The organism is Herbiconiux sp. SALV-R1 (assembly GCF_013113715.1).
Classification (GTDB): Bacteria; Actinomycetota; Actinomycetes; order Actinomycetales; family Microbacteriaceae; genus Herbiconiux.
Genome location: NZ_CP053344.1, coordinates 1,050,375 through 1,068,739, shown reverse-complemented (window position 1 = coordinate 1,068,739; position 18,365 = coordinate 1,050,375). Strand labels below are relative to the sequence as shown.

Here is an 18,365-nt window from a genome sequence, read left to right as displayed (position 1 = left end):
AGGGCCTTAGGTCCCGAGGCCCGTCCCGGCCCTGTCACACCCCCGCATTAGACTCGAACACCATGGTCACCGCCACGAACGTAGAAGCCACAGCCGTCAACACCATCCGCTGGCTCGGCGACCCGGGAACGACCATCGTGGTGCCCGTCTACCAGCGTCAGTACCGCTGGGACATCGGCGGATGCGAACAGCTGCTCGGCGACATCCGTGCGGTCTCCGACACCCACGACACGCACACCCACTTCATCGGCTCGATCCTCTCCACGGCGGCCGACGCCGACGCCACCGATGACTCCGAGCTGGTGCTCATCGACGGCCAGCAGCGCATCACCACCCTCATGCTGCTCGTCGCGGCCCTGCACCACAGCATCAAAGACGACGACCCCGAGCTCGCCGCCGAGCTCGAGCGCGTGCTGGTGCGCGAGAACGACCCGAACCGCACGAAGCTCCGCCCCCACCGCGCCTGGGCTGAGGTGTTCGAGAGCGTCGTGCTCGACCGCCGCAGCGGCGAGGAGGCGTTCCGCGAGTCGCGCTTCGACGACAACTACGCCTTCTTCCGCAGCCAGGTGCGTCCCGACGAGGTGCACCGCATCTGGCGGGGCCTGCAGAAGCTCGAGCACGTCGCCATCACCCTGGGCGCCGACGCGAACGCGCAGCAGATCTTCGAGAGCCTGAACTCCACCGGAGAGCCCCTCCGCGACCACGAGCTCATCCACAACTACGTACTCATGGGTCTCTCGCACGCCGAGCAGAGCGAGATCGAGGAGCAGTTCTGGCTCCCCATCGAGCAGAACACCGGCGAGTCGATCGCAAGCTTCTGGCGGCACTACCTCGTCATGATCACGGGTCGCGAGGTCGTGGTGGCGGGCGAGCGCGGCGTCTATGACGCGTTCCGCCAGGAGTTCCCGCGCCTCGACATCGACACCCTGCGCGCCCGCGCCGCCGAGTGGCGCGAGTACTCCGAGGCCTACCGCGCCTTGCTCGACCCCTCGGTCGAGCCCGACGCCGAGGTGGCCGAGCAGCTCGGGTTCCTCGCCGTGTTCGGCCGCGCCATGTACCCGCTCGTCATGCGCGCCTACCGCGAGTACTCGCGCGGCGAGCTGCCGAAGGCGGCGTTCGTCGAGCTCGTCGAGCAGGTGCAGTCGCTGCTCTTGCGCCGCACCGTCGCCGGCCTCAAGAACGACCGCCTGGTCGCCCGCCTCTGCCGCGCCCGCGCCGAGAGCCCCGAGGCGCTCGTGCACGCCATCGCCCGCATCATGCCCTCCGACGACCGCGTGCGCGTCGCCCTCAAGTTCAGCGAGCTCCCCCACCCCTCCTACGTGCTCACGCGTCTCGCCGCAGCGGCGGGCGCCCGAGCCGAGGCTGCAGCGAACGCCCGAACGGATGCTACGACGCCGGATGCTGCGGTGACGGATGCGCACACCCCGGCCCCCGCATCCGCCCGCCTTCTCCTGGGCCCGCTCGGCCCCCTCGACCTCGAGCACATCGTTCCGCTGTCGCCCGGCGACTCGTGGAGCGGCGATGGGGTACGCGAGTGGGCCGACTACAGCGACGACGAGCAGAACAGCCATCGCGCACTCGCCCAGACCCTCGGCAACCTCGCGCTGCTCGAGCGGCAGCTCGCCGATCGGGCGTTCGACCGCTCGTACCCCGAGAAGCGGGAGATCTACGGCGAGAGCGCGGTGCCCACGACGACCGAGCTGGCCGAGATCCCGGCGTGGAACACGGCAGCGATCGCCGCGCGCACGGCGCGCCTCACCGAGCTGTTCGTCACGGTGTGGGCTCGCCCGGCCGTCGTGGTGATCGACGACGACGACCTCACCCCGGTGCTCGACGCCATCAAGCGCCGCGGCTGGCCGCGCGGCTGGGAGCGCGAGTGGGACTACGTCGAGTACCGCGGCGAGCACTGGGAGGTCTACGACGTCAAGTACCTCTTCAACCGCGTGTTCAAGCGGCTCTGGGCCGACTCCCGGCAGAGCGTCGTCGACTTCAGCGCCCGCCGCGGTGGGCCGGTGTACGACTCGCAGGCGTGGAACGGGCACTGGGACAAGCTCGATGACGACCACTTCCTCTACATGGGCTGGGACTCGAAGTACATGCTCACCGCCGTGCAGGGGGTGCTCGACGAGGCCGGCTTCGCCTCGGAGGTCTTCGTGAAGTACTCGTACTTCGGCGCGGTGATGTGATCGAGCCCTAGGCTCGAAGCATGGCGACAGTTGTCCTCGTGCGGCACGGCCGCTCCACCGCGAACACCTCGGGCATCCTCGCGGGGAGGCTCCCGGGTGTCGAGCTCGACGAGCTCGGGCGGGAGCAGGTGGCGCGCGCAGGCGAGCGCCTCGCCGGGGTTCCGCTCGCCGCTGTCGTGACGAGTCCGCTCGAACGCTGCCGCAGCACCGCAGCGGCGGTCGCCGCGGCCCAGCTCACGCACCCCGTTCCGGTGGAGGCCATCGACGACGACCTCACCGAGTGCGGCTACGGCGACTGGCAGGGCCGCCCGCTCGGCGAGCTCGCGAAGGAGCCGCTGTGGAGGGTGGTGCAACAGCATCCGTCGGCGGCCGTCTTCCCGGGTGGCGAGTCGCTGGCCGGCATGCAGTCGCGCGCCGTGACGGCGATCCGGCGTCTCGATCGGGCCCTCGAGAGGGAGCACGGCGGCGGGGCGGTCTGGGTGGCCGTGAGCCACGGAGACGTGATCAAGTCGGTGCTCGCCGACGCGCTCGGGATGCATCTCGACCTGTTCCAGCGCATCCGGGTCGACCCCGCCTCGGTGTCGATCGTGCGCTACGGGGCCGAGCGACCGGAGGTGCTCGCCACCAACACGGTCGGGGGCGACCTGAGCTGGCTGGCCGCCGAGAAGACAGCGCCCGGATCGACCGTCGGCGGTGGTGCCGGACCTCGGGCGGCTCACGCCGACCCCTCCTAGGATGAGCACATGGCCACCATCACCCACGAGTTCGCCTGGCCCGACCGAGTCGTGATCGGAACGATCGGCAGGCCCGGTTCGCGCTCGTTCTACCTCCAGGTGCGCGACGGCCGGAGGCTCGTGAGCGTGGGGCTCGAGAAGCAGCAGTCGGCCGTGCTGGCCGAGAAGATCGAAGACGTGCTCGCCGAGCTGGCGAAGGTGGAGCAGAACCGGTTCAGCGTTCCCGAGTCGACGCCGCTCGAGCTCATCGACAACGAACCGCTCGACCAACCGGTCGACGAGCAGTTCCGGGCCGGGGCGATGACGCTCGGATGGGACCCGACGACGGCGCAGATCGTCATCGAGGCCTTCCCGCTCTCGGAGATCGACGCCGACGCTCTCGAGTCGGGCCTCGAGGAGGGTGTCGAGTTCGAGCCCGAGGAGGTGCTGCGGGTGAGCATCCCCGTCGGCACCGCGCGGGCCTTCGCCGATCGCACCCGCGAGATCGTGGGAGCGGGCCGGCCGCTGTGCCCGCTGTGCGGCGAGCCCCTCGACGCCGACGACCACGTGTGCGGGCGGCTCGGCGACGGCCTGTGACCCGATGGTGACGCCCGACGGCCCGAGCGACCCGGCCGGCCCCGTGGCCGACGGACCGAACGACCCGACGCCCGACGACCCCACCGGCCCCTCGCCCGACGGCCCGGCGCCCGCCGACCCCACCGGCCCCGTGCCCGACGGCGAGCTCGTGCTCACCGCCCGCATCGAGTCGGCCTCGAACGCCGTCTTCCTCGGTACGATCGGCGACACCCAGGTGGTCTACAAGCCCGAGGCCGGCGAGCGCCCCCTCTGGGACTTCCCCGACGGCACCCTCGCCCAGCGCGAGGTGGCCGCCTATCTGGTCTCCGAGGTCTTCGGCGGAGGGATCGTGCCCACGACCTGGCTGCGCGAGGGCCCGGCGGGCCCGGGCATGGTGCAGCGCTGGTGCGAGGTCGACCCCGAGCAGACGGCAGTCGACGTGGTGCCGCTCGACCAGGTTCCCGCGAGCGGCTGGCGGCACGTCTTCGACGGTGTCGACGAGCGCGATCGCGAGGTCTCGCTCCTCCACGAAGACGGCGAGGCGCTCCGCCGCATGGCCCTCTTCGACGTGGTCGCGAACAACGCCGACCGCAAGGCCGGGCACATCCTCGCCGTCGCCGGCGGGCATCGGCACGGCATCGACCACGGCCTCACCTTCCACGCCGAGCACAAGCTGCGCACCGTGCTCTGGGGTTGGATCGACGAGCCCCTCCAGCCCCATGAGCTCGCCGCCGTGACGAGGGTTCAGGATGCGCTGGGCGGCCGGCTGGGAACCGCCCTGTCGACGCTGCTCACCGAAGTCGAGGTCGCCGCGCTCGACGAACGCTGCTCGGCCCTGCTCGCGTCGGGCCGCTTCCCGGCACCCGCGGGCCACATGCCCGCGGTGCCCTGGCCGATCTTCTGACCCCGCGGAGCGTCGCCAGCGAGAGCAGCGTCTTGACGAGCGCCGCCACCCCTGATCAAATTCACGTGATATGTCACGCAACGGGGAGGCGCATCCGATGACCGCGAAGATCGAACAACTCATGCACGCGAACCTGCTGGAGGTGTTCGCGGAGAAGGACGTCGACCGGCGCGCCGAGGCGATCGCCCGCACCTACACCGAGGGCGTCGTGTTCTCCGACCCCGACGAGGTCGTGGTGGGCCGGGAGGCGCTGAACGCCAAGGCCCAGGCGCTCGCGGAGCAGTCGCCCGCCTTCGAGTTCTCGCCTGCGGGGCCGGTCTACGTCAACCACGACATGGGCTATCTCGCCTGGAACCTCGGCCGTGCAGAGCAGCCCCCGGTCGTCACCGGCATCGACATCTGCTTCGTCGAGAACGGGTTGATCGCGAAGATCTACACGCTGCTCACCGAGTAGCTGCACCGCAGCTCAGGGGTGGTCGACCGGGCGCGGGAGCGTGCCGTGCTCGAGCAGCCGCTCGTAGATGCTCTCGAGCGACCCCGCGAAGGCGGCGAGCTCGGCGCCGTCGAGGGCGCTGAGGAAGGCCCGGCGCACGAAGTCGACGTGGGCGGGTGCGGCGTCGGCGAGCGTCGCCCGCCCCCGTGCCGTGAGCGTCACGACGCTCGCCCGCCGGTCGGACTCGCTCGCCCCGATCTCGACGAGTCCGCGCGCCGCCATGCGCTTCACGTGGTGACTGAGCCGGCTGCGTTCGCCCCCGATGCGGGTGGCGAGGTCGGTGATCGTCAACGTGCCGCGCTCGTCGCTCACGAGGCCCACCAGCACGTCGTAGTCGGCGAGCGAGATGCCGCTGTCGTCGCGCAGCTGCCGGTTGAGCTCGTACCGGATGCGCAGCTGCACCTTCATGTAGGCGTACCAGGCACGCGTCTCGGCATCGTCGAGTCGCGCGAATGGCGACTCGGGGGCGATCTCGAACGCGTCGTCGCCCATCGTCACGCCCGGCTGCGGGAACGGATGCGCTGGGTCGCCACCACGACGACGCCGCCCAGGAGCAGCATCGCCGCCGCTCCGGCGAGAACTCCTGGCCCGAGGCCGGCGCCGCCCGCGGCCGCGCCTGTGTCGGCGAGCGCTGCACCCGTCGGCGACGGTGTGGGAGCGGGCGCGGGGGACGTCGTCGGGCTGGGAGCGGTAGTCGGGGTCGGGCTCGGTGTCGGCAGCGGCGCGTCGACGGCGGCCCGCATCACCGCCGCCCAGCGCCAGGGCGCCTCGGGGCCGCCCGGCAGCGAGTTGAAGTACTCCCACCCGGCGACGCCGCCGAAGTCGGGTGACACGGTGCGGATCTGCAGAATCGAGGCGGCGAGTTCGTCGAGCGGCACCCACCCGTCGCCGCAGTTCTCGGGGTTCGTGAGCACCGCCATCACGATTTTGCTCGCCGGGATGCCCGCTCCGCGCTCGGCCTGGTACGAGACGATCTCGTCGTAGTCCGCGGCGGTCGGCTCGCCCCAGCCGCAGTAGAACTGCGTGTTGAACCAGTCGATCGAATGGCCCGAGGCGGCGTAGAGCTGGTCGTAGTTGAAGCCGGAGAGGTTGTCCTGCCCCACCAGCGCCGCCGTCACCGGCGAGAGGGTGATGAGGAAGCCGTCGCCGAAATCGCGGGCGAGGTCGGAGATCACCTGCTCGACGACGGCGACGTCGGTCTCGGTCTCCACGTCGAGGTCTATGCCGTCGAGGGAATACGTGACAACGAAGTCGTGGAGCCGCTGGTACTGCGTCTCGTAGTCGGTGCTGAGGCTCTGCCAGGTGGCGTTCTGCGCGCCGCCGATCATGCCGACGACGGCGACCCCCGCATCCTGAATCTCACCCAGCTCGTGCCACATCGTGTCGAACAGCGGGTCGTCGGGCAGGAGATCGTTGAGCCGCAGCTCGTTCTCGTTCATGTGCACGGCGGCGAGGTTCACGACGTCGACACCCGTGTTCTCGGTGACGAGCGGGAGCGGCGAGATGTACGCTCCGCTCGTCCCGTCGACGAACTGCTTCTGGTAGTAGACGATCACCCGCCCGCTCCCCCGCACGCCCGCCTCCGCCGACGCGACGCCTGCGGTGTCCGACGCGACCGCCGTCTCCTCCGGCACCTCCGAGGCGGGTGCCGCGGATGCTGCCCCCGGCACCCCGCCGACCCCGAGCACCATCGCCAGGAGCGCGGCAGCGAGAGTCGCCGCACCCCGCCCCGGTCGCCGTCGTGCAGCATCGTTGCGCGTGACCATCTCGTCTCCTCCTTCGGAGCAGCAGCCGCGATTCGCCGAACCTGCCTTCCCCTCCCAGCATCGTGGCAGACGCCACCCCCTTCCATCACCCAGGTCGCGCAAACTGCTCGAAAGAGGGGCTGAAGCGACACTCTGCGCGACCAGAGGGCGGGCGAGCGGCAGTGTGGCGAGGGTGGGGAACGGATGCGGCTAGTCTTGCTGCGATATGTCGAGCACCCGGGCCGAGGCTGCCTACCAGAGATCTGCAGCCGCCTTCAAGAACCCCACGCTCGATCTGCTGCACGGGAGATTCGCCCCGTTCGTCGTCGCGGTGCTCTCCATCGTGTTCACCGCAGACCGCCCCGCCGTCACGGTCGCCGACGCGCACGCCGAGGTCACGGAGGCCGTCGACGAACTGCGCGCAGCGGGGTACGGCGACGACGACCGCCGCATCCCCTCGGGCACCTCGCGCGAGATCTGCCGCAGCTGGGTGCGCGTGGGCTGGCTGGTGCCCCAGATCGAAGACGACGTCGAGGTGTATCGGCTCTCGGCCCACGCCGTCGGCGCCCTCGAGATCGCCGGGCGGGCGGGCGTCGGTCGCGCCCGCGTCTCGCGCTCCCGCGTGCGCACCCTGCTCGAGACCGTCGACCGGCTCGCGCGCGACGCCGAGGCCGACCCCGAGCGGCGCATCGCCCTGCTCGTGGCCGAGCGCGAGGCCCTCGACGCCGAGATCGCCGCCCTCCGCGCGAGCCTCGCGGGCGACGAGGCCGGCCGCGCCGGCCGCGCGTCCGGGGATGACGGTCCCGACGGCCTCGGCCCAGAGGGCCCCGGCCGCTCGGACTGCCCAGACCGCGCATCCGCCCCCACCCCCACCGCCGCCCTCGACGAGGAACAGCTCCTCGAGGAGGCCGAGAACATCCTCCACCTCGCCCGTGAGCTCCCCGCCGACTTCGCGCGGGTCGCCGAGTCGATCAAGGCGATGCAGCGCGACGTCGTCTCCGAGCTGCGCCGCGACGTGCGGCCCACGGGCGAGATCCTGCGCGAATACCTGCAGCGCGGCCAGCACGTGATGCGCAGCACCCCCGAGGGCCGCGCATTCGACGGCGCCCTCCGGCTCATCGGCGACCCCGATCGCATCGACCAGCTCTCGGCCCAGCTGCACGACCTCCTCGCCCAGCCCTTCACCCGCCTGCTCACGCCCGAGCAGCGTGACGAGCTCGACGCCATCGCCCGCCGCGTCGAACTGGGGGTGCAGGAGGTGCTGACCGCCCAGCGCCGCGCCTCGCACGTCATCACCGCGCAGGTGCGCACCCACGACCCCATCCGCGACCGCCAGGTCGACGACCTGCTGCGGGGCGTGATGTCGGGCCTCCACGACTGGATGCGCGCCAGCCCCGGCACCGGCCGCGTCGACCCCGTGCACGGCTTCCCCGTCGCCGATCTCGGGCACCTCCGCCGCTCGCTGAGCGAGCTCCACCCGCCCCGCGTTCCCGAGCCGCTCACCGCATCCGACGACGCCGACATCGAGTTCCTCGACGCCGACACCCGCGCCTGGGGCGGACCGCACTACGCCGAGCTCGAGCGCTACGTCTCGACCCTCGGCCCGTCGTTCGACCTCGCGCAGGCCTTCGAGGCCGGCGCGGACGACACCCGGCGGCCCGTCGACCTCGTCGGCCTGCTCGAGATCGCCCACCGCAACGGCATGACCGAGGGCGACGACGTGTCGGTCGTCGAGGCCGTGCGCCCCGACGGCACCACCCGCCGCTTCGCGTTCGCCGCCGTCACGGCCCACGCCGACCGGCAGGCGCTCGCCCCCGACGCACAGACCCCGGATGCACGCACACAGGATGCAGATGACTGACCCCACCGACACCACAGCTCCCGACGCCACGGCCCCCGACGCCGTCGACACCGCAGAGGTCCCGTTCATCGCCCCCGTGGCCATGGAGGACGACCCCGACGAGCTCTTCGCCGGCGACCGCGGCGTGCTCGACTCCGCGGTGCGCCGCGTGCTCGTGCGGCTGCTGCAGCGCAGGTTTCTCCTCGCCGGCGGCCCGGGCAGCGACTGGGCCGTGCTGATCGAGAACCAGCAGATCATCGAGTCGCGCCTCGGCGACCTGTTCGTGCGGCTCGTCGTCGACCACGACCGCGGGGTGGCCTACAAGGAGCAGGTGCGCTCCGACGAGCTCGAGATCCCGATCCTCTTGAGAGACGAGGCCTACACCCGAGCCGAGACGCTGGTGCTGGTGCACCTGCGCACGGTGTTCCAGCGCGAGACCACGGCGGGCGAAGCCTCGGCGCGCGTCGACGTCGAGGAGGTGGAGCAGACGGTGCTGAGCTACTTCGCCGAGTCCGACGGCGACACCGCCCGGCGGCAGAAGGCCATCCGCACCGCGCTCCACCGTCTGCGGCAGGACGGCGTGGTCGAGGAGGAGTCGGAGGGCCGCTACCGCATCAGCCCGCTGGTCGAGATCCTGCTGAGCTCCTCCCGCCTCGCCGAGCTCAGCGACTGGCTGGCCGAGCAGACGGCCCTCGCCCGCTCCGGCGGCGCGGTCACCCCGGTCGATCTCGACGAGCCCGACGACGACGAGACCGACGACGACGAGACCGACAGCGACGAGACCGACACCGACGACGAAGCGAGCCCCACCGCATGACCATGCTCGACACCCTCTTCGGCCTCATCCCCGCCGCCTCGCGCGGCCAGCAGTGGCTCGCCGAAGACCTGCAACTCGTGAACTGGGGCGGCTACGACGGCGCCCACCGCATCCGCTTCTCCCCCACCGCAACCCTGCTCTGCGGCGGTTCGGGCTCGGGCAAGTCGACGCTCATGGACGCCAACGTCGCCCTCATGATGCCCCACACCACCCCCTTCAACGGTGCCTCGAACGGCGCGGTCGTGGGGCGCCCGCGCGGGCACGAGCAGCGCAACATCCTCTCCTACGGCCGCGGCAAGATCGACGAGACCCGCACCGACGACGGCACGAAGCTCACCGTGCTGCGCGGCGATGGCACCGACACCTGGACGGCGGTCGCCATGACCTGGCGCGACCACGACGACTCCCGCTTCACCGCCGTGCGCGCCTGGTACATCCCCGCGGGTGCCCGCATCGTCGACGACACCGTCAAGGTGCGCGGCACCATCCACGGCGCGTTCGACCTGAGCCGGCTCGAAAGCGCCGCCCTGCAGCACTTCACCGACACCGCCGTGCGCGCCACCGGCCTCGACACCCTCCCCACCGACCGCGAGTTCTCGGCGCGGCTGCACGCCGTGCTGGGCATCGGCGCGGCGGGCGCGGGGTCGAAGGCGCTGAGTCTGCTGGCGCGCATCCAGGCCGGCCAGCAGATCACCACGGTCGACGACCTCTACAAGCGCATGGTGCTCGAAGAGCCCGAGACCCTCGCCACCGCCGACGCCGTCGTCGCGCACTTCGACGGACTCGAGAGCACCAGAACCCGCATGCTCGTGGCCCGCCAGCAGGTGCGCGCGCTCGAGCCCATCCGGGGCCTCCGCACCCGCATCGAGGAGGCGGCCGACCGCCTCAGGATGCTCGACGCCCTCGGCCGTTTCACCGACCCGGATGCTCTGGTCACCCTCTGGCGCGCCGGTCGCCGCCTCGAACTCCTGCGCGACGTGGAGGCCGAGCTCGGCACGCGCGAGCGCGAGGTGGTCGCCGTGATCCGCGAGAAGCAGGCCATCGCCGACGCCGTCGAGGCCGAACGCGAGGGCCTCGAGGAGGTGCTGCGTTCGGCCGGCGGCGACCGCCTCGAGACCGCCCACCGCGAGCTGCGCGCGCTCGACCGCCGCCTCACCGCGGTGCAGCGCGATCGCGCGCGACTCGATGCCGCCCTCGAGCCGCTCGCCGAGGAACTGGGGCTCGAACAGCCCCTCACCGGCGAGGCCTTCGCGGCCCTCGCCGACCGCGCGCGGCGCGCCCTCAGCGATCCGCGTGCGAAGGAGTCGGCCCGAGAGGCCTACGTCGCAGCGATGAGCGCGAAGAACACGGCGGCGACCACGCGTGATCGGCTGAAGGCCGAACTGGCCGACACCTCCTCCCGCACCGACAGCATCCCGCCGCGCCTGCACGAGTCGCGCCGGCTGCTCGCCGAGGCCGCCGGACTGAAGCCGGAGAACCTCCCGTTCGTCGGCGAGCTGGTCGAGGTGCGCACAGAGTTCGAGCCCTGGCGCGAGGCCTTCAACCTCGCCCTCGGCGGCTTCGCCCGCACCCTGCTCATCGACGCCGACGACCTGCCCGCGTTCCGGAACGCGATCGACTCCGTGCGCACCCCCGAGCGGCTCAGCTACGAAGGCGTGCGCACCGGGCTACCCGAGACCTCCTCGCTCGACCCGCGCACCCTCCCCGGGCGGCTCGACTACCGCAGCACCCCGTTCACGGGCTGGCTGCAGGATCGCCTCGAGAACCAGTTCGGTTTCGTGTGCGTGGAGCGCGCATCCGAGCTCTCCGGGCACCGCATGGCCCTCACCGCGGCCGGGCAGTCGACGAACGGCTCCCGCGGAGCGCACGGCGGCCAGGGCCGCACCAACCTCCTCGGGTTCTCCAACCAGGCCGGGCTCGCGCAGCTCTCGGCCGAGCTCGACGACGCCGAGCGCCGGCTGGCCGAGGCCACCGCTGCGGCCGCCCGCGCGGCCGGAGCACTCGACACTCTCGACGCCACGCACGCGGCGTTCGACAAGGTCACCGACCTCAGCTGGGAGCAGGTCGACGTCGCCGGCGTCGAGCGCGAGCAGCAGCGCTGGCAGGCGATCATCGGCGAGGTCACCTCGGGCAACCCCGAGATCGCGAAGCTGCAGGCGCGAATCACCGAGGCGCGCGCCAAGGCGGCGCGGCTGCGCGAGGAGATCGGTGGTGCGAAGGCCGAGCAGCAGCAGCTCTCGGAGCGCTGGGCCGACGTCACCGACGAGGTCGACGCCGCCCAGTCGGTGCTCGACCGCGCCGACGACAGCGGCCGCGCGCTCACCCCGGCGCAGGCGGCGTACCTCGACGCGCAGTTCGCCGCGCCCGAGAGCACGGGGCCGTCGGCCCGCGCGGTCACGCTCGCACGCTTCGACGCCGCGCTCGACTCGGCGTCGAAGCGCCTCACCGACGAGCAGCTGCTGGCGCAGCAGACGCTGGTGGAGCAGCGCGAGGCCCTGCGCCGCACGCTCGTGACCTTCCTCGACCGCTGGCCGAACCTCAACCTGCTCCCCGACCCCGACACCTCGCTCGGCGACTTCGAGCGCATCCTCGCCGACCTCGAGACGAGCGGTCTGCACGAACTCGAGCGCGAATGGCGCGACAGTCTGCTCGAGCTCTCGGGGAACGACCTCGCCAACCTCGATTCCGTGCTGTCGCGGTCGCTGCGCGAGATCCGCGAGCGCATCGAGCCGATCAACCGCATCATGCACGACCTCCCGTTCTTCGACGACGAGCACCGCCTGCAGATCAGCCCGCGCGAGAACCAGTCCGAGGCGCGCCGCCGCTTCCGTCGCGAGCTCCGCGAGGTGCGGGCGCTCCTCGACCAGGCGTCGAGCGACGACGAGCGCGAGCAGGTGTACACGCGCATGGCCAAACTCATCAACCGGATGCGGCGCACGGCACCCGACTTCGCCGACCTCATCGACGTGCGCAACCATGTGCGGGTGAGTGCGGAGCGCATCCGTGCCGACTCGGGGCAGCACGTCGCGCTCTACGACCACATCGGCGAGAAGTCGGGCGGCGAGTCGCAGGAGCTCATCGCCTTCATCGTGGGCGCCGCGCTGCGGTACCAGCTGGGCGACGCCGGGGCCGAGCGGCCGCGCTACGCGCCGGTCTTCCTCGACGAGGCGCTCATCAAGGCCGACGCCCACTTCACCGCGCGGGCCATCGGCGCCTGGCGCGGACTCGGCTTCCAGCTCGTCATCGGCGCCCCCAACGACAAGTACAGCGCCATCGAGCCGCACGTCGACGTGGAGTACGACATCCTCAAAGACACCACCGGCCGCTCCTGGGCGAAACCGAAGGTCGCCCTCCCCGCCTGACCGTCTCCCTCCATCACGGCGCGCCTCCTCCCAGGGGGCGCGCCGTCATCCGTTACGCCCTCGCCACCCGCGCCGCAGCGCAGCTGCTTGACGACATCCCCACCTGGATCCTCCCCACCCTCGCCCACGAACCTGTTCGGCGACGTGTCGCTCCCCTGGTTCAGCGACGACCTCTCCGCCTCCGGCACCATCGGCGACCCCACCGTGCCCGGCAACCTGCTGCTCTGCGGCTACGACGGCATCGGCTGGGCGCGCAAGATCTCCCGACGATTACCATAATCCGCCAGGACTGGCCCGCCGTCGCCACCCGCGCCCTCGCCTACCTCGCCGCAATGATGCGCGGCGAGCCCGGCGGCCGCGCCATCATCCCCGTCACCCTCCTCCCCGGCGAGTCCACCCGCCGCTGAACCCGCGCGCGCTGCGCGGCGCCGCCGCGCCCAGCGCGCTGCCACACTCCAAAGCCCTCGATCGTCTTGACATATATAGTCCTCACGCGGACCATATATGTCATGCTCCTCACATCCACAGATGCAGCTCGCGAACTCGGCGTCTCGTCACGTCAAGTGCGCCGCCACGCCTCGAACGGCGTGCTCGAGGGTTCACAGATCGGCACTGCCTATCTGCTGGCCCCTGTGCAGATACGCGCGCATCGTCGCATGACGCACCGCGGGCGTCACTGGACCGATGTGACGCGCGTCGCCGCACTCGATCTGCTCTCGACCGGCGCCACCGCGGCGATGGCGGGCTCAGAGCTCAGCCGGCTCCGACGGCGCGTGCGCGACATGGATGTCGGCACTGTAGCCGGTCAGATCATCCAGGGCACCGCCACGCTCCGCCGCGCACTCAGTGTGGACCAGAGAAGACGGTTTGCACCCACCATCCTCAACGAACTGGGACTCTCGACCGGTGGAGGCATCGGAGTGATCGTGGCAGAGCATCCCGACCGAGCCGCCAGGTCGGAGCGCCTCGCACTCGACGCCGCGGGGGACGTTGCGACCATCCAAGGCCGAGAAGAGCACCGGCGGGTGCTCGAGGCACTTCTCCTCTTTGCCTACGGCGACACGCGTGAAAGCGATGCGGCAGGCGCTTGGATCACCGCAGCCGCATCCCGCCTATGACAGAACGCCCACGCATCTCGATCGACGCGCGCGGAGGGGAATGGTCAGACCCGCCCTGGCCGACGGCGTTCGAACTCTCCCACATCCTTCCGGAGAGATCGTGGACGCTCGTCGGTGGTCTGATGGTGCAGCTGCACGCGCATCTTGCCGAGCTTCCACTGTCCCGAGCGACCGTGGATGTCGATTCGACACTTCATCTCGAAACTCACGCGGTGACGTTCGCCGATGCAGCTGCACGCCTCCAGTGCTGCGGCTTCGTGCTGGACACCGACACGCGTTTCGCGTACCGCTTCGATCGCGGCCTCGAGCGCGTGGACCTCATGTGCTCAGATCGGCATGCCGCGTGGAAGATGCCGCGCCACGGCGGCCGTCCCCTGTTCGGCATACCCGGGGGCACCCGCGCCTTGCAGCAGACGATCGATCTCGACATGCTCACGGACGACGGCGAGAGATGCCTGGTCATCCCTACTCTGAGGGGTGCTCTGGTACTCAAGAGCGCGGCGCTCGTCGAAGACTCGCGCAGTGCTTCGCGTCACGCTGACGACCTCGTCCTCCTCCTGGCCTGCGCGATAGACACCGCCGACGTCGTTCACGGCCTCAGTCGCCGCAGTCGACGTCGCCTTCGGAACATGGTCAGGCGACTCCGCGGAGACAACTCGCCGTGGGCGTCGCACGGCTCGCTCGTGCAGTCGTTGGCGCGCGAGTCGCTCGAGGAATTGGCACTGACGCTAGGGCTCTGATTGTCGCCGTCGGCCGCACAGCTATCGCGCGACGCCGATGCGCCTCGCGCGCCTAAGCTGTTCGAGGCAAGAAACCGAGGTACCCGTGAGCTCCACCATCCCGCCCCCCGTCACCACCGTCCGCCCCGTGCAGCCGCACGAGTTCGAGGCGGTCGGCGACCTCGTGCAGCGCGCCTTCGCCGCGGGGCCCTACGGGCACCTCCCCGTCTCCCCAGAACGACGGATGCTCGAACGCGACACCGCGGCCCGCCTCCGCTCCGGAACGGTGCTGGTAGCCGTCGACGCCGACGAGCGCGTGGTGGGCTCGTCCACCCTCCTCCGCCCCGGCACACCGCAGGCGCGCCTCGCCGCCGACGGCGAAGCCGAGCTGCGCCTCCTGGTCGTCGACCCCGCCCGCCAGGGATCGGGAATCGCAGAGCAGCTCGTCGAAGCCTCGCTCACCGAGGCCCGCCGCTGGGGCGCGCGCCGACTGGTGCTCGACACCGGCGCCCTCAACGTGAAGGCCCAGCGCCTCTATCTCCGGGCCGGCTTCGCCCGCGACACCGCTCGCCCGGTGACGGCGTACCCGAACATCGACGACCTGCCGCACGTGTACACCTACGACCTCGACGACGGCGAGGGTGTGCGCATCCGTCTCGCGCGAGCATCCGAATACGACGCCGTGGGCGAGCTCGCGGTCACCGCGAACACCCACGACTACCGGCTGCCGCAGGGGTATCTCGACGAGATCCGCGATGTGGCGCCGCGGGCTCGCGAGCACGAGGTGTGGGTGGCCGAAGACCTCGCCACGGGCACCCTCCTCGGCACGGTCGCGACGCCGCGCGCCGGCGCGCGCATCTCCGAGCTCGGGCGCGAGGGCGAACTCGACTTCCGCCTCCTCGCGGTCGCCCCCGAAGCACGCGGACGCGGCCTCGGCGAACTCCTCACCCGCCACGTCATCACCCTCGCCCGCACCCGCGGCGCCACCCGCGTCGTCATGAACAGCGGCCCCGTCATGCTCGCCGCCCACCGCCTCTACGCCCGCCTCGGCTTCACCCGCCTCCCCGACCGCGACATCGTCATCACCGAGAACGGCCGCCCCCTCACCCTCTTCACCTTCGGCCTCGACCTCCTCTGAGCCGCGTCAGTCGGCGCCGGCGAGACGCATCGCCTCATCCCTGACCGCGCTCAGCTCGAAAACGAGCTCCCGCATCTGCGCGTCGGATGCTCGCATGACCCGCAAGGGAAACCCACCCACCACCGGAAACCACAGCGCCCGAATCGGCACGTCCGCCTCCACCTCGATGGCGAGACCACGACCGAGTTGCCCGGAAACCCCCTCGGGGCGGATGTCGCGGATCTTCTCCCACGGGATCCGCAGGAGTTCCTCCACCTTCGGCACCCTCCCGCCCCACACGCGGATGCCCTGCACGTCGGCGGTGAGCGTCAACCCGAGGGGCCACCGTCGCTGCGTGAAGCCCGCCTTCTGGGCCCAGTACTGCAGGTCGTCGGTCGTGAGGGTCGGCACGAGGATGTGCGGCGCACGTGTCCGACGCAGCAACGTCTCCCGACGCACCCAGTCCCCGACGATGCCGATCCCCACAACGAACACCACGAGGAGCGCCGTGACGCTCACGACCATGACCCCCGCGCCGACGATGTCCTCCCAGGGAATCCGCCCCGTCCCATCCGCCTTCACGAGGGCGAAGATGACGTAGGCCCCACCGAACGCCACAGGCACCAGCGCCAACCGCGCGAAGCGCCCGATCCCCTTCATGGAGCCCCCTCCGCGTCGCCTCCCGTCAGCTTAAGGCAGTGCCTCTGCTACCGTTCGGAACCATGACCGACACACAACCCCTGCCCGAGCGCAGCCAGATCGTGCAGGAGCACCTCGACGCCGCCGGCATCACCGGGCGTGTGCGCGAGCTGCCCGGCTCCACGCGCACCGCCGCCGATGCCGCCGCAGCCCTCGGATGCGAGATCGGCGCCATCGCCAGCAGCCTCCTCTTCGTGGTCGACGATGAACCCGTCCTCGTCATGACCAGCGGTCGGCACCGCGTCGACACAGAGCTCCTCGCGGAGCAGCTGGGTGCCGCATCCGTCACCATGGCATCCGCCAAGCTCGTTCGCGAAACCACGGGCCAGCCGATCGGGGGCGTCTCGCCGGTGGGTCACCCGGCACCGATCCGAACCGTCGTCGACGCAGCCCTCGACGACTACGACACCATCTGGGCGGCTGGCGGCACACCCCACGCCGTCTTCCCCCTCACCTTCGCCGACCTCGTCGCCGTCACCTCGGCCACCCCTCTCCGCGTCGCGCACGACTGACGACGACGCGGCTACACTCGCTCTCGTTCCGCCCGTTCCGTACCGGAGGCCCCCGCATGAGAACCGCGTCTGAAGCCCTCGAGCACTTCGCGACCGCCGTCGACCGCGAGAAGCTCGGCGTCTACGGCGTGCACTTCCGCGTGGGCACCGACACCGCGTCCCGCCGCTGGCGCAGCGACGACCGCGAGAACATCTACTCGCTGTCGAAGGGCGTCTGCGCCCTCGCCGTGGGCATCGCGATCGACGAGGGTCTCATCTCCCTCGACTCCACGGTGGGCGACTGCCTCCCCGGGCTGGCCACCGGCACCGGGGCCGACCAGGTGACACTCCGCCAGCTGCTGTCGATGACGAGCGGCATCGACTTCCGCTGGTTCGGCCACCAGCCCGCGCCCTGGCCCGATCTCGCCGCCGAGATGCTGTCCCACCCGGTTGTCGCGGGCCGCTTCCAGTACTCCGATGCCAGCACCTACGTAGCCATGCGGATGCTCGGCTCCCGCGTCGGCGACGTGCGCGACTGGCTGCTGCCGCGCCTGTTCGAGCCGCTCGGCATCGACAACCCGCAATGGCACCGCTGCCCGCTCGGCTGGATCCTCGGCGGCACCGGCTTGGAACTCCGCACCGAGGAGATCGCCCGCATCGGCGACCTGCTGCTCGACCGCGGCCACTGGCAGGGCCGCCCCCTCGTCGACCCGACCTGGATCGACGAGATGCACACGTCGTTCATCGCCACCGGCAACCCCCCACCCATGGACCGCTACGCCCTCGCCACCTGGGCCGGCCCCGGCGACGCCTGGCGCCTCGAGGGCCGCTACGGCCAGTTCGTCATCGTGAACGGCGACTCGGTCACCACCATCACCGCCCACGAAGAAGACGCCGTCGACCGCATCGCCGCCCTCGCCGTCGAGTCGACCTCCTGAACCCGACTCCTCCCGCACATAGCGTCGGCCCGCTCGACAGTGCCGGCCCGCTCGGTAGTGTCGGCCCGTGCGCATAGTCGTCTCAGGAACCCACGCCAGCGGCAAGAGCACCCTGATCTCCGACTTCGCGCTGCGTCACCCCGGGTTCACCGTCCTCCCCGACCCGTTCGAGCTCGCCGACGAGGCCGGCGACGCCCCGAGCGCGGCGCTTTTCTCCGCCCAACTGCGCCTCTCCGCCGACCGCCTCACCGCCAGCGAGCCCAGCGACCCCCTCATCGCGGAACGCGGCCCTCTCGACTTCCTCGCCTACCTCCTCGCGCTGAGCGAGCTGAACGGCACCACCCTCGACGACGACGCCCTGGCCCGCGCGACGACCATGACAGCCGAGGCGCTGCAGACGATCGACGTGCTGGCCGTTCTCCCCCTCACCGCGACCGACCCCATCCACGTCGCAGCCGACGAGCACCTCGACCTCCCGCCGCCATGAACGACACCCTGCTCGACCTCCTCGACGACCCCGACCTGGTCGGCGACCACCTCGTCGTGGCCGAGATCACGGGCGACCCGGATGCGCGGCTCGCGGCGCTGGAGAGACTCGCCGACGAGGCACCGTAGGCAGCACATCTCGGCCGAGCGCCATGCGGAGG

At 71.2% G+C, this 18,365-nt stretch carries 19 protein-coding genes; 16 read left to right on the top strand and 3 right to left on the bottom strand.

Annotated features, from left to right (window positions below; all coding sequences use genetic code 11):
* Positions 1-62: 62 nt before the first annotated feature.
* The 5 genes from HL652_RS05275 to HL652_RS05255 all read left to right on the top strand — a co-directional run bounded on the left by HL652_RS05275 (position 63) and on the right by HL652_RS05255 (position 4,833).
* Entirely contained in the window at positions 63-2,186 is a 2,124-nt protein-coding gene (locus HL652_RS05275) for a DUF262 domain-containing protein (RefSeq protein WP_171704316.1), read from the top strand.
* 20 nt (positions 2,187-2,206) lie between these two features.
* Positions 2,207-2,920 carry a histidine phosphatase family protein gene (locus HL652_RS05270; RefSeq protein WP_171704315.1) on the top strand — a complete coding sequence of 238 codons (714 nt, stop codon included), beginning with the start codon at positions 2,207-2,209 and terminating at the stop codon, positions 2,918-2,920.
* A gap of 9 nt (positions 2,921-2,929) precedes the next feature.
* Positions 2,930-3,496, top strand: coding sequence for a DUF3090 domain-containing protein (locus HL652_RS05265; protein ID WP_171704314.1), 567 nt, complete (start codon positions 2,930-2,932; stop codon positions 3,494-3,496).
* A gap of 4 nt (positions 3,497-3,500) precedes the next feature.
* Positions 3,501-4,379 (top strand): SCO1664 family protein, encoded by an 879-nt coding sequence (locus tag HL652_RS05260; RefSeq protein ID WP_171704313.1) that lies wholly within the window; start codon positions 3,501-3,503, stop codon positions 4,377-4,379.
* Positions 4,380-4,476: 97 nt separating this feature from the next.
* A complete protein-coding gene (locus tag HL652_RS05255; protein ID WP_253743655.1) occupies positions 4,477-4,833 on the top strand; it encodes a nuclear transport factor 2 family protein in 357 nt (118 codons plus the stop codon).
* A 12-nt stretch (positions 4,834-4,845) separates the two neighbouring features.
* Here the strand turns inward: HL652_RS05255 and HL652_RS05250 are convergent, their stop codons facing one another.
* Complete coding sequence (locus HL652_RS05250; protein WP_171704312.1) at positions 4,846-5,364, bottom strand: MarR family winged helix-turn-helix transcriptional regulator; 519 nt, start codon at positions 5,362-5,364, stop codon at positions 4,846-4,848.
* A gap of 2 nt (positions 5,365-5,366) precedes the next feature.
* Complete coding sequence (locus HL652_RS05245; RefSeq protein ID WP_171704311.1) at positions 5,367-6,638, bottom strand: glycosyl hydrolase family 18 protein; 1,272 nt, start codon at positions 6,636-6,638, stop codon at positions 5,367-5,369.
* Between the two features lie 205 nt (positions 6,639-6,843).
* On the opposite strand from HL652_RS05245, the gene HL652_RS05240 reads away from it, so the two are divergent.
* The 7 genes from HL652_RS05240 to HL652_RS05215 all read left to right on the top strand — a co-directional run bounded on the left by HL652_RS05240 (position 6,844) and on the right by HL652_RS05215 (position 15,611).
* On the top strand, positions 6,844-8,478 hold the full coding sequence (locus HL652_RS05240) for a DUF3375 domain-containing protein (RefSeq protein WP_171704310.1): 1,635 nt from the start codon (positions 6,844-6,846) through the stop codon (positions 8,476-8,478).
* Positions 8,471-9,274 carry a DUF4194 domain-containing protein gene (locus HL652_RS05235; RefSeq protein WP_171704309.1) on the top strand — a complete coding sequence of 268 codons (804 nt, stop codon included), beginning with the start codon at positions 8,471-8,473 and terminating at the stop codon, positions 9,272-9,274. Before HL652_RS05240 ends, HL652_RS05235 begins: the two co-directional genes overlap by 8 nt.
* Positions 9,271-12,636, top strand: coding sequence for an ATP-binding protein (locus HL652_RS05230; protein ID WP_171704308.1), 3,366 nt, complete (start codon positions 9,271-9,273; stop codon positions 12,634-12,636). The genes HL652_RS05235 and HL652_RS05230 overlap by 4 nt, the downstream gene beginning before the upstream one ends.
* A 144-nt stretch (positions 12,637-12,780) precedes the next feature.
* Complete coding sequence (locus HL652_RS21895; RefSeq protein ID WP_256371290.1) at positions 12,781-12,915, top strand: hypothetical protein; 135 nt, start codon at positions 12,781-12,783, stop codon at positions 12,913-12,915.
* A 230-nt stretch (positions 12,916-13,145) separates the two neighbouring features.
* Positions 13,146-13,754, top strand: coding sequence for a MerR family transcriptional regulator (locus HL652_RS05225; protein WP_171704307.1), 609 nt, complete (start codon positions 13,146-13,148; stop codon positions 13,752-13,754).
* 122 nt (positions 13,755-13,876) lie between these two features.
* On the top strand, positions 13,877-14,494 hold the full coding sequence (locus HL652_RS05220; protein WP_171704306.1) for a hypothetical protein: 618 nt from the start codon (positions 13,877-13,879) through the stop codon (positions 14,492-14,494).
* An 85-nt stretch (positions 14,495-14,579) separates the two neighbouring features.
* Positions 14,580-15,611, top strand: coding sequence for a GNAT family N-acetyltransferase (locus tag HL652_RS05215; protein ID WP_171704305.1), 1,032 nt, complete (start codon positions 14,580-14,582; stop codon positions 15,609-15,611).
* Between the two features lie 6 nt (positions 15,612-15,617).
* Here HL652_RS05215 and HL652_RS05210 read toward each other — a convergent pair whose 3' ends face one another.
* Positions 15,618-16,250, bottom strand: a complete 633-nt coding sequence (locus HL652_RS05210; protein ID WP_171704304.1) for a hypothetical protein — start codon at positions 16,248-16,250, stop codon at positions 15,618-15,620.
* 62 nt (positions 16,251-16,312) lie between these two features.
* On the opposite strand from HL652_RS05210, the gene HL652_RS05205 reads away from it, so the two are divergent.
* The 4 genes from HL652_RS05205 (at position 16,313) to HL652_RS21890 (ending at position 18,333) form a co-directional block, all read left to right on the top strand.
* Entirely contained in the window at positions 16,313-16,801 is a 489-nt protein-coding gene (locus HL652_RS05205) for a YbaK/EbsC family protein (protein WP_171704303.1), read from the top strand.
* A gap of 56 nt (positions 16,802-16,857) precedes the next feature.
* Entirely contained in the window at positions 16,858-17,718 is an 861-nt protein-coding gene (locus HL652_RS05200; RefSeq protein WP_171704302.1) for a serine hydrolase domain-containing protein, read from the top strand.
* A 67-nt stretch (positions 17,719-17,785) separates the two neighbouring features.
* Positions 17,786-18,205: a DEAD/DEAH box helicase family protein gene (locus HL652_RS05195; protein WP_253743653.1), complete on the top strand. Its 420-nt coding sequence runs from the start codon at positions 17,786-17,788 to the stop codon at positions 18,203-18,205.
* Positions 18,202-18,333 (top strand): hypothetical protein, encoded by a 132-nt coding sequence (locus tag HL652_RS21890; RefSeq protein ID WP_256371289.1) that lies wholly within the window; start codon positions 18,202-18,204, stop codon positions 18,331-18,333. Before HL652_RS05195 ends, HL652_RS21890 begins: the two co-directional genes overlap by 4 nt.
* Positions 18,334-18,365 lie beyond the last annotated feature (32 nt).